This window comes from Nocardia sp. NPDC051052 (genome assembly GCF_044456045.1).
Lineage (GTDB): Bacteria > Actinomycetota > Actinomycetes > Mycobacteriales > Mycobacteriaceae > Nocardia.
The window spans coordinates 957979-972690 of the sequence record NZ_JBITFL010000001.1; the positions used below are offsets into that span (position 1 = coordinate 957979).

General features: G+C 66.8%; 14 protein-coding genes. 10 read left to right on the forward strand and 4 right to left on the reverse strand.

Annotation, left to right across the window (positions count from 1 at the left end):
* Nucleotides 1-12: 12 nt before the first annotated feature.
* Nucleotides 13-585, forward strand: coding sequence for a TetR/AcrR family transcriptional regulator (locus ACIBCN_RS04300; RefSeq protein ID WP_396990005.1), 573 nt, complete (start codon nucleotides 13-15; stop codon nucleotides 583-585).
* Here ACIBCN_RS04300 and ACIBCN_RS04305 read toward each other — a convergent pair.
* The 3 genes from ACIBCN_RS04305 to ACIBCN_RS04315 all read right to left on the reverse strand — a co-directional run bounded on the left by ACIBCN_RS04305 (nucleotide 572) and on the right by ACIBCN_RS04315 (nucleotide 4443).
* Complete coding sequence (locus ACIBCN_RS04305) at nucleotides 572-2782, reverse strand: MMPL family transporter (RefSeq protein ID WP_396990006.1); 2211 nt, start codon at nucleotides 2780-2782, stop codon at nucleotides 572-574. The genes ACIBCN_RS04300 and ACIBCN_RS04305 overlap by 14 nt on opposite strands.
* Before the next feature lie 242 nt (nucleotides 2783-3024).
* Nucleotides 3025-3672, reverse strand: coding sequence for a hypothetical protein (locus ACIBCN_RS04310; RefSeq protein WP_396990007.1), 648 nt, complete (start codon nucleotides 3670-3672; stop codon nucleotides 3025-3027).
* A gap of 93 nt (nucleotides 3673-3765) precedes the next feature.
* Nucleotides 3766-4443, reverse strand: a complete 678-nt coding sequence (locus ACIBCN_RS04315; protein ID WP_396990008.1) for an NAD(P)-dependent oxidoreductase — start codon at nucleotides 4441-4443, stop codon at nucleotides 3766-3768.
* A gap of 99 nt (nucleotides 4444-4542) precedes the next feature.
* Between ACIBCN_RS04315 and ACIBCN_RS04320 the strand changes: the two genes are divergently transcribed.
* Both ACIBCN_RS04320 and ACIBCN_RS04325 read left to right on the forward strand, forming a co-directional pair.
* The gene (locus ACIBCN_RS04320) at nucleotides 4543-5232 is read left to right on the forward strand and encodes a TetR/AcrR family transcriptional regulator (protein WP_396990009.1); all 690 of its coding nucleotides are present in this window, start codon (nucleotides 4543-4545) and stop codon (nucleotides 5230-5232) included.
* Nucleotides 5233-5235: 3 nt separating this feature from the next.
* Nucleotides 5236-6186 (forward strand): AEC family transporter, encoded by a 951-nt coding sequence (locus ACIBCN_RS04325; RefSeq protein ID WP_396990010.1) that lies wholly within the window; start codon nucleotides 5236-5238, stop codon nucleotides 6184-6186.
* A 9-nt stretch (nucleotides 6187-6195) separates the two neighbouring features.
* Here the strand turns inward: ACIBCN_RS04325 and ACIBCN_RS04330 are convergent, their stop codons facing one another.
* Nucleotides 6196-7329, reverse strand: coding sequence for a hypothetical protein (locus ACIBCN_RS04330; protein ID WP_396990011.1), 1134 nt, complete (start codon nucleotides 7327-7329; stop codon nucleotides 6196-6198).
* A gap of 139 nt (nucleotides 7330-7468) precedes the next feature.
* Between ACIBCN_RS04330 and ACIBCN_RS04335 the strand changes: the two genes are divergently transcribed.
* From ACIBCN_RS04335 to ACIBCN_RS04365, 7 genes are read left to right on the forward strand one after another with little or no spacing between them, the layout of a single operon-like run.
* A complete protein-coding gene (locus ACIBCN_RS04335) occupies nucleotides 7469-9076 on the forward strand; it encodes an ABC transporter substrate-binding protein (RefSeq protein WP_396990012.1) in 1608 nt (535 codons plus the stop codon).
* Nucleotides 9037-10050: an ABC transporter permease gene (locus tag ACIBCN_RS04340; RefSeq protein ID WP_396990013.1), complete on the forward strand. Its 1014-nt coding sequence runs from the start codon at nucleotides 9037-9039 to the stop codon at nucleotides 10048-10050. Before ACIBCN_RS04335 ends, ACIBCN_RS04340 begins: the two co-directional genes overlap by 40 nt.
* Complete coding sequence (locus ACIBCN_RS04345) at nucleotides 10043-10864, forward strand: ABC transporter permease (protein WP_396990014.1); 822 nt, start codon at nucleotides 10043-10045, stop codon at nucleotides 10862-10864. Before ACIBCN_RS04340 ends, ACIBCN_RS04345 begins: the two co-directional genes overlap by 8 nt.
* 58 nt (nucleotides 10865-10922) lie before the next feature.
* Nucleotides 10923-11750 carry an ATP-binding cassette domain-containing protein gene (locus tag ACIBCN_RS04350; protein WP_396990015.1) on the forward strand — a complete coding sequence of 276 codons (828 nt, stop codon included), beginning with the start codon at nucleotides 10923-10925 and terminating at the stop codon, nucleotides 11748-11750.
* Complete coding sequence (locus ACIBCN_RS04355; protein WP_396990016.1) at nucleotides 11747-12397, forward strand: ABC transporter ATP-binding protein; 651 nt, start codon at nucleotides 11747-11749, stop codon at nucleotides 12395-12397. The genes ACIBCN_RS04350 and ACIBCN_RS04355 overlap by 4 nt, the downstream gene beginning before the upstream one ends.
* Nucleotides 12394-13371 (forward strand): ornithine cyclodeaminase, encoded by a 978-nt coding sequence (locus ACIBCN_RS04360; protein WP_396990017.1) that lies wholly within the window; start codon nucleotides 12394-12396, stop codon nucleotides 13369-13371. Before ACIBCN_RS04355 ends, ACIBCN_RS04360 begins: the two co-directional genes overlap by 4 nt.
* Nucleotides 13362-14711 carry an alanine racemase gene (locus ACIBCN_RS04365; protein ID WP_396990018.1) on the forward strand — a complete coding sequence of 450 codons (1350 nt, stop codon included), beginning with the start codon at nucleotides 13362-13364 and terminating at the stop codon, nucleotides 14709-14711. The genes ACIBCN_RS04360 and ACIBCN_RS04365 overlap by 10 nt, the downstream gene beginning before the upstream one ends.
* Nucleotide 14712 lies beyond the last annotated feature (1 nt).

A 14712-nucleotide genomic window follows, 5' to 3' on the forward strand; every position in this document is an offset into this window, starting at 1 on the left:
AAGATCGAGTCGATGAGCCGGATTCAGCGGGTCGCGCTGGATCTCTTCGACGCGCACGGGTACCGGAACGTGACGATCGAACGGGTCGCCGCCGCGGCCGGGGTGTCACCGAGCTCGGTTTACCGCTACTTCGGCACCAAGGAAATGCTCGTCCTGTACGACGAGGCGGACCCGAAGATCCTGGACGCGGTACGCACTGCGGGCGGCGAAGCCACCGTCGAACCCGCCGGCCTGATCGCCGTCGCGCGGATGCTGCTCCCGTTGTTGACCGAATCGCTGCTGACCGAGGAGTCGGAGCATCGGATCCGCCAGCGGCTGCAATATACGGCGGCGGTCCCCGAGATCAAGGTCGGCCAGACCAAGCAGATGCGTGACCTGGAAGATCAGTTCCGGACGCTGTTCGCCGAACGAACCGGCTTCGACCCCAACGATTTACGGGTCCGGATGGCCGCGGCCACCGGGGTCTGGGGCTGTGTGGCAGCCCTGGACCATTGGGCAGGCAGGGATTTCGCCGGACGGTTGAAGGACGTCTACACCGAGGCCATCGGATCGATCATCGATCAGATCGAGATCATGTTCCGCTAGTCGCGCGGCTCGTCCGCAGCTTCGGTAGCCACCAGTTCCAGCGGCCGAACAGGCGCATGAACGCGGGCACCAGCACCAGCCGGACCAGCAGCGCGTCGATCGCGATGGCGACGGCGAGCGCGAAGCCGATCTGCTTGAGTTCCAACACATTCGCGGTCACGAAGCTGGCGAAGACGGCGACCATGATCGCGGCGGCCGCGGTGATCGGGCGTGCCGTGCGCTGGAGCCCGTCGGCGACTGCCGCCGCATTGTCGTGGTGGACATCCCAGTGTTCCTTCATCCGGCGGATGAGGAACACCTCGTAATCCATGGACAGCCCGAACAGCACCGCGAAAACCAGCATCGGCAGATAGATCTGGAGAAAGCCGGTGCTGTGGAACCCCAGCGCGGACTCGCCGACGCCGTGCTGGAACACCGCGACCGTAATGCCAAGTGCCGCACCGGTGGCCAGTAGATTCAGCAGAATCGCCTTGAGTGCCAGCACAATACTGCGGAACGCGACGACCAGGAAGGTCAGCGAGACCGCGAGGACGAGAGCGATCACCCACGGGAATCGGCCGGTAATCCGTTGGGACACATCGGCGAACAAGGCCGTGGTGCCGCCGATCTTGATCTCGGCATCGCCGAGTGACGCCGCGCGGGACCGCAGATCGGTAACCAGGTCGGTGGCGGCGGTCGATCCGAACGCGGCGCGGGGTATGACGGCCGCGAACATCCGCCCGTCCGCGTACTGCGGGAGCACGGTCGCGATCCGGTCATCGTGCGCGAGCTGGCCGAGGAAGCGGTCGGCTTCCGCGCGGGCGTCGCTGGTCAACGGCGACGCGTCCGCGCCGGTCGCGACCACCTCGATCGGGGCGAGCAGGCCAGGGGTGAAGTTCTGTTCGACCAGCGAGATCGCCTGTCCGGACGGGCGATCGGCGAGTGCCTCGGTCCCGACGTCGACGCCGTAGCGCAGACCGGTGAGCGGGGCCGCCGCGGCCAGCAAGAGCGCGACGCCGATCGCGCCGAACAGCACGGGCCGCGCCATCACGGTGTGCGCCCAGCGCGCCCAAGCGCTGGACGCCGTCGTCGACCGAACCTCCGCGGGACGCAACCGCTCCGGGAGGGCGCCACGATTCACCGCCGGACCCAGCGCGGCGAGCAGTGCGGGCAGCAACGTGAACGCGCCGGTCATGGTCGCGATCACCGCGGTGACCACGCCGACGGCGATCCCGTTCAACATCGGCAACCCGACAACGGCCAGCGAACACAGCGAGATCATCACGATGAGCCCGGACGCGAGGACCGTCCGTCCGGTGGTGTCCATCGCCGCACCGACCGCCTGCTCAATCGCGTTGCGATCCTGGCGGTTTCGGACGCCGCGCTGGGTCAACTCCTCGTTGAAGCGGCTGACGATGAACATCGCGTAGTCGATCGCGGTACCGGTGGCGATCATCGTCGCCACCGAAAGCACCAGGGAGTCGAAGGCGAGGAAGGTGGTCAGGCCGAAGAGTGCGCCGACCGCTATCGCAATGCCCGCCGCGGTCACGGTGATCGGCAGCAGTGCCGCGGCCAGCGCGCCGAGGGCCAGCACCAGCAGCACCGTCGCCACCGGGATGCCGAGCGTTTCGGCGCGCTGCAGATCGGCCGTCTCGATCTGCATCATCTCGGCTTGAATGGGGGCGTACCCGGTGAGCATGACCTGGGTGTCGTCACCGGACCCGGTCTCGACGGCCGTTCGCAATCCCTGCACGACCCGCACTCGTTCCGAGATGTCACCGTCCACGCCGACGATGCCGAAGGCGGTGTGCCGATCGGCGGATATCTGGGCGGCGTTGCCGTCGAAGGGACCGATCGCCCCGGCGATGCCCGAGGTCTGCTTGGCGATGCCGATGGTCCGATCGATCGTCGCCCGGTATTCCGGTGTATCGACGGTGCCCCGTGCCGAGTGGAAGACGATCAGATCCTGCTCGATCCCGAACTGGGAGAAGTGTTCGGCGACAAGCCGATCGACCGCCACCGAATCGGACCCTGGCACGGAGTAATCGGGCGTCCCGAGCCGTGCGTGCAGCGCCGGGTACGCCGCCCCGCACACCACCACGAGCAACAGCCACACCCCCAGCACAACCTTGCGATGCCTGGCCATCGCGACGCCCCACCGCCCGGCCGCCCCCCACCGCCGCGTCGGCGGTTCCGGCCGTTCAAGGATCGTCGCCATCGCCCCTCCAGACTCCATTATCTGATAGTCACTATCAGGTTCTGTGGGCAAGCATACGAATACTGCGGGAAAGTTAGCAAGGGACTGTCAGATATCGACGCCGATCGACCAGGCAGCGCAACCCCACCCGGACGGCAAACGGTCACCACCCTGCCAGCCGAGCGAACGCTGTATCCGCCGCACACCTTCTGATTCGCCGCACACGGCCTCGTCGTCGCCGTGCTGACACGCGTGTGTGTATGTCAAAAGGTGTGCGTCTGCGGCGGTGGTTGCTGCTCTGGTCGCGACGAAGCGGTATGTGCAGAGGTCGCCTGTGCGGTCGCAGATTGGTGCTTTCGCTCCTGCTGGCTCGCCTGGCCGAGACGGCGTGAGGATTTGGTCGTGCCGCGGTTCACCTGTGGCGTGGTGGCCGGTGGCTTGGGCGGGGCGACGGCTTGCACCGTGGTCAGGGCGACGACCTGGATCTGCTCCAAGCGGAGGCCGAGTCCGGCGAGCCGGGCGATCACGCCGAGGCGATGTTCCGGCAGGCCCGGTCGGATCGGCAGTGGTTCGCGCTCCGGCCTGTGCAGGACGTAGGTTCTGCGCTCGGCGTCGAAGTCGATCGGCGCACCATCGCGCACGGCTCGGTAGGCGTCGAGGTCTAGATCGTTGTGTCGAACCGGATCGATCATCAAGGCCTCGATCAGCCGTTCGGCATGCGCGAGTTGCATGTCTCGATCCGGCGGGTCGAGGTATTCCACCCGCTGGGCGACCCGCCACCGATATCCCTCGGCGGCGGAGCGCAGCAGGTGCCGATGCCGTTCGATCTCAGCCGCCAGCTCAACCAGCTGGTCGACGTCGATGGACATCGGGTCACGCGGGTCGGGCATCGAAGCTGGGACGTCAGGCATTGTGCCTCCTCGGTCGAGTTGCCAGTTACGTTGGGCAACAACTCGATCGACGTCCGACCTGCTATCTAGTGTGGCAGCGGGGTACGACAGGTTTCAGTAGCCGACGGTGAACCGGCGCTGGATGAAGCGCGGCTGCTCGACCTCGTCGAGCAGCGCGACGGCGAGATCCTCGGCCGAGATATCGCCGTCGCCGCCGAGCACCTGATCGCCGCCGACCCGGAAACGACCGGTGCGCGCACCCGGGACGACCCGCCCCGACGACGGGCTGAGGTAGGTCCAATGGCGATTGGACAGCCGATAGACGTTCAACGCGGACCGCAGCGCCCGCACCACTTCGATGTATTCGGCAGGCACCTCGAGATCGTCGGTGAGGGTGCGGATGAACGCCGCACCGGTATCGACCAGTTGCCGACCGGGTGCGATCTCCAAGCTGCCCGCACCGCCCACGGCGATCACCCGGACCCGCGGATGCTGCTCGAGCGCACTGACCATCGCCTGCGCCCCGACGACGAAATCCCCGGCCTTGGCGATGGTGTCGGCGATCCCGTGCCCGGCGTTGACCGCGCTGATCACCACATCGACACCGGCGATCGCGGCCGCGATGCTGTCGGCATCGAGCCAATCGGCGACCTGCCAGGCCACCTTCCCCCAGTCGCCGGGGAATCGAGCGGCGTCCCGGCTGAACGCGGTCACCCGATGTCCTCGCTGTGTTGCCTCGGCAACGGCCCGACTGCCGATGACGCCCGTCGCGCCGAAAATCCCGATATCCACGAGCCACTCCCTATGCGCTGTGCATTTACTACACGCCGTTCAGTAACAGCACGGTAGATAGTAGCCAAACGCTGTAGAGTGTCAACCGTGGTGGAGGTCGTGAAGAGTCGCAGAGAGCGCATGCGCGAGCAGACGTCCGAGGAAATCAAGGCCATCGCGCTGCGGTTATTGGCCGAGGGCGGCCCCGACGCGGTCTCCTTGCGCGGGATCGCCCGCGACATGGGCATGACCGCGGGCGCCATCTACGGCTACTACGCGACCCGCGACGACCTGATCACCACGCTGATCTCCGACGTCTACACGGCTCTGGTCGACCAGGTCGAGGCGGCGCGCGACGCGATCTCCGTCGAGGATCCGGCCGGGCGCATCGTGGCGTGGGGCGAAGCCGTACGCGACTGGGCGATCGCCCATCCCGCGGAATTTCGCCTCATCTACGGCGACCCGGTGCCCGGCTACCAGCCGCCGCCGGGCGGACCCGCCGTCGCCGCCGAGATGCGCGCCTGCACCGGCCTCGTCGGCTTGACCGCCGCCGCGTGGCCGCACGCGGAAAGTCACCAAACCATCGGCGACACAACGTGGTCCGAGTTCGACGCCGATCTCGTCGCACACGTCCGCGCGGTTTTTCCCGAACTGCCACCCGCCGCGCTCGGCCTCGCGCTGCGGATGTGGGGCCGCATGCACGGCCTGGTCGCGCTCGAGGTCTACGGCCATCTGATACCCCAATCCCGTGATCCCGCAAAGCTTTTCCATACCGAAATGCTGGACCTGGTCCGTTCGCTCGGGTTGTAGCCGGTGAGCGATCTCGTTACCACCGCCGGGAAACTGGCCCCGGTGGCGCTGGTGTTCGGTGCCGGAGTGGTCTTCGCGCGGCGCAAGATCATCGGGTCCGAGGTGTCGAAGGCGTTCTCCGAGTTCGCCTTTCTCTTCGCGATTCCGTGCTATCTGGTCGGCTCGCTCTATTCGAGCGATCTGAGCAAGCTGTTCGATCCGCGAGCCATCGCCGCGTATCTGGTGACCGCGCTGCTAGGCATGGTGGCCGTCGGGTTCTGGTCGCGGCGGGTGACCGGGGCCGACGCCAGGGGCGTCGCGCTGCGGATCATGGCCGGCGTGCAGGTCAATACGACCTACTTCGCGATCCCGGTGTTCGTGCTGCTCTTCGGCGATGCGGCGCCGATCTTCCCGATCATTCTGCTGCAGGTCTGTGTGCTCACCGTCGTCGTCATCGCGGTGATGGAATTCGGTGCCGGACAGGAGGATCCGGACAAACCCGCGAGCGGTGCGGTGCTGCGCGGGGTGCTTGCGGCATTGGCGACGCCGATCGTGGTGGCCTGCTACCTGGGGATCGGCGCGAACCTGGCCGGGGTGCCGGTGCCGCGCTGGCTGCTGGACGCGCTGTCCTTCGCGGGCAACGCCGCCGCTCCCGTCGCCCTGTTCGCGCTCGGCCTGCACCTGGGCGGAACGGGCTTGCGATTACGCGGCACGCTGCGCGACGAATACGCGCTGATCGCGGTCAAATGCCTGGCGTTCCCCCTGCTCGCCCTGCTGATCTGCAAGTACCTCTTCGGTGTGCACGGCACCTGGCTGACGTACCTGGTGCTGATCGCCGCCATGCCCGCGCCGCAGAACCTGTTCATCTTCGCTCAGCGCTACGACACCGACGTGGATCTGGCCGCGTCGGTGGTCGCCAAGACCTCGCTGCTGGCGCTGCTGCTGTTGCCTGTGTGGTTGCTGGTCGTCCGGTAACGGGGTGACTCACAACCCGAGGTAGCCCACCGTCGCCGCGAACATGATGCCGGTGAACAGCGGCCAGAACAGGATCTTCGGCAGCAGGTTGTCGCGCCAGGAGATGGCTTTGCCGAAGGTGCCGTGCAACAGCATGGTGGCGTTGAGGGCGACGAGCAGCGTCATCACATACAGCGTGAAGTACCAGTATTCGATGTAGGAGATGCCAGAGGCGCCGATCTCCGACCGGGCCGCGTTGTCGTTCACCGCGACGACGAGCACGGTGGATACGGAGAAGGTGATGATCGCGAAGGCGGTGAAGCCCGAGATCGGCCGCCGGTCGGGGTCGGTGGTGATCACGAACAGCGACAGGAACATCAGCACGGCGAGCAGCAGCACCGGAACTATCCGCCCGAGCAGCGGGCCGAGCAGGCTGCGGCTGACGCCGACATTGAAATACAACTCGTCGGTATTGGCCAGACCGGGGTGCGCGAGCATGCTGTAGTCCTGATGATTCAGGCTCCACACCGTGTAATCCGGTTCCCAGTCGCCGAAGACCAGGCCGGGATCGAGGCCGTCGAGCGCGTGCGCGTCCCACGGCGGAAACGATTCGAACGAGGGCACCAGCTGGACCTGATGAATCATGTCGACCGGGCGCATGCGCAGCCAGATGTCCTGGTGATCCAGCGGATAGTCCTCGTAGTTGAACTGCTGCCGGATGACCGTGGAAAACGACCAGACGATCACCCGCCACTCGCCGAGCGGGTACTCGAAGACCTTTTTCGGGCAATGCGGATCCTCGGCCTCGAGTAGCTGGACGCCGAGTTCGATATCCGCCGGAAAGTCGGCGGGTACGTGTTGCCAGATGTGCCCGGTGGCCTTGATGTTGTGCGCGTTGACGAACTGCAGCGAGTTCACCAGCACGCCGGTAGACAACCGGGGCACCACCTGATCCCGCGGAAGGTGCGGCGTCACAGCCGCTTCCGCCTCGGCGTAACTTGCCACCGTGGTGCCGACCTCCGCGACCGGGGTGTGCCTGCTGCCCGCGTGCGTCCAGGAATACACGGTGCCCGCGGCGAGCATCAGGGACACGGCGATGGCGGCGAGCCACAGCAGCAGCTTCCCCTTCGGCACCAAGCGCGAAATCGCCTCTCTGATCGACACAGCCAGGAGATTAGCTCGAGGTTAGCCGTAGATGCGGCATCCGCCACATCGCTGGGTATGTCGTGCCCAGATCGGGGCATGTGTCCGATTTCACTGATAATGCTAATGAAAATCATTACCAGTAGTCTACGATGCTGACATGGCTTTATTTCGGATCGGGATGCTTGCTGCCGCAACGGCATTCGTAGTCGGGTTGACGGGGTGTGCGGCGCCGGGGCAGACATGGGGGGATCCCGAGCAGTTCGTGGTGATCGATACTGAAGAGCTCGGCGACTTCAGTCCGCTGCTGGGGCAGGGGAAAAACGGGGAGTCGAAGATCTTCGAGAGCTTGTATCGGGTCGAAGAGGGAGTAACTGAGCGGATACCGGCAGCGGTGCCGGTGCTCGCGGTGGGGCCGCCGGAGCCCGTGGAGGGGGACTTGTCGCGGTGGCGGGTGAATACCCGGACCGGCGTTACCTTTTCGGACGGCAGCACCTTCGGCCCGGAAGACGTGGTCGCGACCTACAACTCGCTGATCGATTCCGCCTTCGCCGCCCCGATCGCCGCGGACTACGACTTCCTGCGCAACGCCAGGCAGACGGGGCCGAACACCGTCGAGTTCCAATTGACCGGCGCCTACGCCGATTTCGACCATCGCCTGTTCCTGGCGATCGCACCGGCGGAGGCGTTCGCGCGGCCGGGGCCGGCCGACCGGGCCGAGCTCAATCGGCATCCGATCGGGACCGGGCCGTACGTCCTCACCGAGTCCCGGCCGGATCAGGTGATACTCACCGCGCGAGACGACTACTGGGGTGAGCGAGCGCGGGTGCGCAAGTTCGTCATTCGACGCACCGACGACGACAACGCCAGGGCAAGCCAGCTGCGCGACGGCGCCGACGGGACGGTATTGCCGCCGGAGTTGGCGCAGGCCGCCGCCAAGGACGGCTATCGGGTCGTCCCGGCGGTGGCGAATGATTGGCGCGCAATCACTTTGCCGTCGGGCAACCCGGTGGCGGGCGATCCGGCGGTCCGTAAGGCGCTGAACTTTGCCGTCGACCGGCAGAGCATGGTCGACCACATTCTCGGTGGCCACGGCGCCGCCATGTCCACGCTGGTGGGTCAGGTGTACGGCGAGACCTACGATCCAGCACAGGATTTCGGCTACGACCGGGCCGAGGCCGCGCGAATACTCGACGCGGCGGGCTGGCTCGTCGGCGCGGACGGCGTCCGTGCGCGCGACGGGCACCGGGCCGCCTTCGACATCGCCTACTACCCCACGGAAGTGCTGCGGCGGGACCTGACGATGGCGGTGGTATCCGACGCGAAGAAGGTGGGCATCGAGATCACCCCGGTGGCCGTGGACAAGCAGCGGATGACGCCGGACTACCTGGCGCACACCGCGTTCCTGCTCGGTGGCGGCGGTCAGCCGTACACGGTGGACAGCCAGCTCTACACCAAACTGCACTCCCGCTACGCCGCGCCGGGCGTCGGATCCAAGTGGGACAACGCCTCGGACTACGTGAACCCGAAGATCGACCAGCTGCTGGATGCCGCACGCGGCGAGGTGAATCCGCAGCGGCGGACGGAACTTTACCGGCAGGTCCAGGCCGAATACCACCGTGATCCGGCAATGCTGGCGCTGGTCACCACGAACCACGTCTATGTGCTGCGCGACAACGGCTGGCAGATCACGCCGACCGCGCTGGAACCGCACTCGCACGGTGTCGCGTGGGGGCCGTGGTACGGACTCGCCCGCTGGACCCGTTGATGGGCGGCAGAGCGGGCAAGCTGATCGCCCGTCGCCTCGCCGTGGCCGTTCCGCTCGCCGGACTGGTCTCGCTCGCGGTGTTCGCGCTCGCCGCGGCGAGCCCGTTCGACCCGCTCGATGGGTACCTCGGCGCGCACGGTGACGGATTCACCGAGCTGCAGCGGACGGCATTGCGAGAGCGACTCGGGTTGCAGCGCAATTGGTTCGATGCCTGGTGGTCATGGGTGGGTGATCTGGTGCGCGGTGAGCTCGGTGAATCACGGTCCTATCGCCAGCCGGTCACCCAGGTGCTGGCCGAGCGGCTGCCGTGGAGCTTGCTGCTCGGTGTGCTCGGCGGCGTGGTGGCCATGGTGCTCGCGGCGATCCTCGGCGCGTGGGCCGGGCTGCGGCGCGGCGGCTTCGTCGATCGGACGATCAGTGCGGCCTCGGTTGTGCTGCAGGCGGTTCCGCCGTTCGTGCTGGCGCTCGGCGCGGTACTGCTCTTCGCGTTGACGCTGCGCTGGTTTCCTGCCGCCGGATCGACCGATCCCGGTGGCGGCGTGACCACCGGGTCGACGGCCAGGCATCTCGTGTTGCCTGCCGTGCTGCTCGGCGTGACGCAATTGCCGTGGCTGGTGCTCGGCCTGCGCGAGACGGTGGCCCGCACCCTCGACAGCGATGCGGTCAAAGGCGCCAAGGCGCGTGGATTGCCATGGCGGGTCATCGCCTTTCGGCACGTGCTGCCTGTCGCGGTCGTGCCGTTCCTGGCGCTCTGTGGTGCTCGGCTGCCCGAGCTCGTGGTCGGCGCCACCGTGGTCGAAACCATCTTCAGCTGGCCGGGATTGGGGTCGGCGACCGTGGCAGCCGCACGCAGCGTGGACTTTCCGCTGCTGGCCATCCTCACGGTGCTGATCACCGCCGTGGTGCTGCTCGGCAACCTGGCCGCCGACGCGGCCGCGGTGCTCATCGATCCGCGGATCGACGCCGATGGGTAGGGCGCGGCCGACATTGTTGCTCGCGGTCGGTGTGCTGGCTGCCGCCGTGTTGTACGCCGCGCTGGTGCCGCTGCTGCGGCCGGTGGACGGCGCGCTGGTGGACTTCTCGATCAGCAGGCGGCCGCCGAGCCTCGAATTCCCGTTCGGCACCGACAATGCCGGGCGTGACGTGTTCGTGCGGGTGGCGCAGGGCATGCGGATCTCGCTGCTGATCGCGGCGACCACGGCGGTGGGTTCGGCGGTCGTCGGTGTGCTGGTCGGGGTGAGCGCGGGGGCGTTCGGCGGCTGGTGGGACCGGATCGCCATGCGGCTCGTCGACGCGATCAATTCGCTGCCGAGTCTGCTGCTCACGTTGTTGATCGTGGCCATGTATCGCGGGTCGGTGCTTGCCATCGTGGTCTCGCTGGTGCTCACCCATTGGACGTCCATCGCCCGCGTGGTGCGCGGCGAGGTACTCGTGTTGCGGCACGCCGAATTCGTGCAGGCGGCCCAGCTGCGTGGCCTGCCGAGCTGGCGGATTGTCCGGCGGCATTTCGTTCCGGTTGCCATGGGGCAGGCGCTGATCGGCGTGGTGCTGCTGATTCCGCACGCGATCTGGCACGAGTCGACATTGTCGTTCCTCGGTGTCGGGCTGCCGCCGCATCGTGCGTCGCTGGGCACGCTGCTGTCCGATGCGCAGGCATCGATCCTGTTGGGCGACTGGTGGTTGCTGCTCTTCCCGGCGGGTGTGCTCGTGCTCGTCACCCTCGCGGTGTCGCTGCTCGGCAGGCACTGGCAGCGGAAAGTACAAGCGCTTCAGGAGGTTGCCGCATGATCGCGTCCGCTCACGTCTGGTCGTCCGCCGAAATGACAGTCCAGCAGGCGGTTTTGCTATGACACTCAGCCTGCGCCAGGTCACCGTGCGTATTCCGCTGACGCCCGGTCGTTCGGTGCACGCCGTGACAGCGGCCGATCTGGTGGTGCGGCGCGGGACGGTGCACGGGTTGATCGGTGAATCCGGTTCCGGCAAGTCGATGTTGGCCGCGACGGTCACCGGGTTGCTGCCGAAGCGAGCGCGGATGACCGGCGAGGTATCGCTGGAGCTCGACGATCGGACGCTGACCACCCAGGAGATCTGGCGGTCGCGTGGACACACGGTGGCGTGGGTACCGCCGTCGGCGTCGACCTATTTCACGCCGGTCCGGCGGATCGGCCCGCAGCTGGCCGAGACGATCCGATACCTCGGCACCGCGCATGATCCGGTCGGCCTCGTCACCCGAGTCGGCCTGGAAGTGACCGCACTGCAGCAGTATCCGCACGAACTCTCCGGCGGCATGGCGCAGCGCGCGGCGGTGGCCTTCGCGTTGGCGGGGGATCCCGCGCTCATTATCGCCGACGAACCGACCTCGGCGCTCGACGCCGAGCGGGCGGCGGCGATCCTGCGGCTGCTCGGCGACTTCGCCGCGGACGGCGGCAGCGTGCTGCTGGTCACGCACGATCTCACGGCGTTGCGTGCGTCCGGGGTCTGCGCCGACGTCTCGGTGCTGCACGCGTCTCGGATCGTCGAGTCCGGCAGCGCCGAAACAGTTCTCGACAGCCCCGGGGCGCTGTACACGAAGGACCTGCTCGCGGCGCTGCCGGAGAACGGGCTGTCGCCGCTGCCGTTCCGCACGCCGGAACTGGTGAATCTGCCCGCCGACTACCGATATGGCCTGCCATGACTCAACGATCACTTGCCGCGGAGAACATTTCGGTCCTGCTGGGCGGACGCCGCGTGCTCACCGACGTGTCCATCGAAATAGGTCACGGCGAGGTGGTCGGTTTGGCCGGCCCCTCGGGCGCTGGCAAAACCACTCTGGCGCACGTGCTCTCGGGGCTGCGCAGACCGGACAGCGGTCGCGTCACCGTGGACGGCGCGCGACTGCCCCGCCGCCGGAACGGCCGGATCGCGATGCTGTTCCAGTCACCGCGCCGCTCCTGCGACCCGCGGTTGAAGCTGCGGCAATCCATCGCCGAACTCGCTCGCGGACCGGTGGATTGGGACATCGTCGCCGGGTCCGTCGGCATGACAACGGATCTGCTCGATCGCTATCCCGCGCAAGTCTCCGAGGGCCAATTGCAGCGGGCGGCGGTGGCCAGGGTCCTCGCGTCCAAGCCGGACTATCTGCTCTGCGACGAGATGACCTCGATGCTCGACCCGGCCACCACGGCCACCGTCGCCCGCACCGTGGCCGGCCTGGCCGCCACCGGCGTCGGGGTGCTGTTCATCAGTCACGACCTGCCCCTGCTCGCCGTCTGCACGGATCGGATCGTGCATTTGGGCGACAACCCTTCTCACGATTCGCACAACGACATCGGAGTTCTATGAGTAACGCACTGCATATCCTCACCCGCACCGATCTGGCCGATATCGACCTACCGCCCGCCGAGGTGATCGATCTGGTCGAGGACGGCTATCTGGCGTTCGCACAGGGCGATTCCCGCTGCCCGGTGAAGCTGATGATGCCGATCCCGAAGACCGAACGCGACGCGGTGTCGTATTCGATGCTCGGCTACGACAGTTCGCTCGAGCACCTCGGTTTCAAGACGTCCTACCGGCAGGGCAGCGCGAGCGCGGACAAGTACTACACCACCATCAGCCTGTACGACGACACCACCGGTCTCCCGTTCGCGTTCATGGACTGCCAGCGCGTCGGGGCGGCCCGCACACCGGCCACCACCGCGATAATCGCGAAACACAGTGCCCGCGAGGGTGCCACCACCGCGCTCATGATCGGCACCGGCATCCAGGGCCGAAACACGCTGCCGTACTTGCTGACCGCACTGCCGGGGCTGGAGAAGCTGCGGCTGTTCGGCACGCATCCCGATGGCATCGCCGAAAGCATTGCCGCAATGCACCGCTGGTTTCCCGATCGGCAGATCGAGCTCGTCGAGGATGTGCCCGCGGCGGTCGCCGAGTCCGACATCGTTGTCGTCGCCTCCGGCCGGGCCGCGCATCCCAAGGTGCGCACCGAATGGCTCCGGCCGGGTGGACTGCTGATCTCGGTGGCCAGCAAGGGCGTCGAGAGCGGTGCCCTGCGCGCGGCCGACTACGCGATCGCCACCAGCGCCGGACAGCTCGGCGTCACGGGCAGCCGCCTGGCGGGGCCGGACGGTCCGCCGGTCATCGACGCCGAACTGCCGGACATCGTGGCCGGTAAGGCGTCCGGACGAGCCAGCGACGACGATCGAGTGTTCGCGTTCGCCAGCGGCATGATCATCACCGACATCCCGGTCGCCCATGCGCTGGCCACCCGCGCGGTGGCGGCGGGACGCGGACGGCGGGTGGAACTGTGGTCCTGAACGTTTCGCTGGTCGATCTGCCGGCGCTCCCCGCGGTGGAACAGGAATGGCAGCGCCGGGTACGCGCGGATCGGGAGCTGCTCTTCGATATTCGGTACGCGGTCGGCGGCCCGTTCCACGTCGTCTACCCGGAACAGTTCGCCGCCAACCTCCGGTCCTTCCAGAAAACGCTTGCCGGACACGGCGTGCGCGGCCAGGTTTATTACGGCAAGAAGGCCAACAAGGCAGGCTGCTGGCTGCCCGCGATCGCCGATCTCGACGGTGCCGTGGATGTCGCGAGTGAGCCCGAACTGGTGCACGCGCTGGCGCATGGCATCCGCGGCCGCGATATCGGGGTGACCGGCGCGGCGAAAACGGATGGGCTGCTTCGACTTGCCGCCAGGCACGACTGTGTGGTCGCGATCGACGCGCTCGATGAACTGGAGCGGGTCGCGCAGACCGCGCGGAATGCGGGACCGGTGCGCATCCTGTTGCGGACGTTGCCACCGAACGCACCGCATAGCCGATTCGGTTTATCGGCAACGGATCTCGACACCGCGATCGCGTTGTGTGCGCGACTACGGCCCAGTGTTGAATTGATCGGGTTCTCCTTCCACCTGGATGGCTATGCGGTCGCACCGCGTGCCGAACTGGCCTACGACCTGATCCGGTTGTGCGCCAAAACAAAAGCGCGAGGTCTACCGATCACCACACTCTCGATAGGTGGCGGCTTCGCCTGCCGCTATCTCGGAGACGACGACTGGAACGCCTTTCTCGCACACCGGCGCGACGACTGGTTCCACGCCGGAAAACGGCTCGAGAAGTTCTATCCGTATGCGCAGACCCCGACCGGTGCCGACATGTTGGATGCCATCCTCGCGACCGAGTTCGAGGGGCATACGTTAGGGAATCATCTGCGTGACAACGATATCCAGCTGTATATCGAGCCCGGCCGCGCTTTACTCATCGATGCGGGCTTTACCGTATTCCCAGTCCTCGGCTACAAACAGAACTTCGACTACGGCATCACCACCGTGCAGGGACTCAGCATGAGCGTGTCCGAACAGTGGAAGGGCAGTGAGTTCCTACCTGACCCGATCCTGGTGCCCCGCAATCCCGATCCGGCCGCCGAACCGATCGCCACCTGTGTCGGCGGTGCGAGCTGCATGGAATACGACGTGCTCACCTGGCGCAAAGTACCGCTGCCGCAACGCCCCGCACCCGGTGACCTGCTGCTGTACCCGAATACGGCGGGCTACCAGATGGACAAGAACGAGAGCGAATTCCACCAGCTCCCACTACCGCCGAAGGTAGTCATCACCGCCGAGGAAGGCCGGTTCCGGTGGCGCTTGGACAAGTAAA

What these genes read in the sequence shown, in the direction of transcription:
- ACIBCN_RS04300 (WP_396990005.1), top strand. Translation starts at nt 13, where the DNA reads ATGAGCCGGATTCAGCGGGTCGCGCTGGATCTCTTCGACGCGCACGGG.
- ACIBCN_RS04305 (WP_396990006.1), bottom strand. Translation starts at nt 2,782, where the DNA reads ATGGCGACGATCCTTGAACGGCCGGAACCGCCGACGCGGCGGTGGGGG.
- ACIBCN_RS04310 (WP_396990007.1), bottom strand. Translation starts at nt 3,672, where the DNA reads ATGCCTGACGTCCCAGCTTCGATGCCCGACCCGCGTGACCCGATGTCC.
- ACIBCN_RS04335 (WP_396990012.1), top strand. Translation starts at nt 7,469, where the DNA reads ATGGCTTTATTTCGGATCGGGATGCTTGCTGCCGCAACGGCATTCGTA.
- ACIBCN_RS04345 (WP_396990014.1), top strand. Translation starts at nt 10,043, where the DNA reads ATGGGTAGGGCGCGGCCGACATTGTTGCTCGCGGTCGGTGTGCTGGCT.
- ACIBCN_RS04350 (WP_396990015.1), top strand. Translation starts at nt 10,923, where the DNA reads ATGACACTCAGCCTGCGCCAGGTCACCGTGCGTATTCCGCTGACGCCC.
- ACIBCN_RS04355 (WP_396990016.1), top strand. Translation starts at nt 11,747, where the DNA reads ATGACTCAACGATCACTTGCCGCGGAGAACATTTCGGTCCTGCTGGGC.
- ACIBCN_RS04360 (WP_396990017.1), top strand. Translation starts at nt 12,394, where the DNA reads ATGAGTAACGCACTGCATATCCTCACCCGCACCGATCTGGCCGATATC.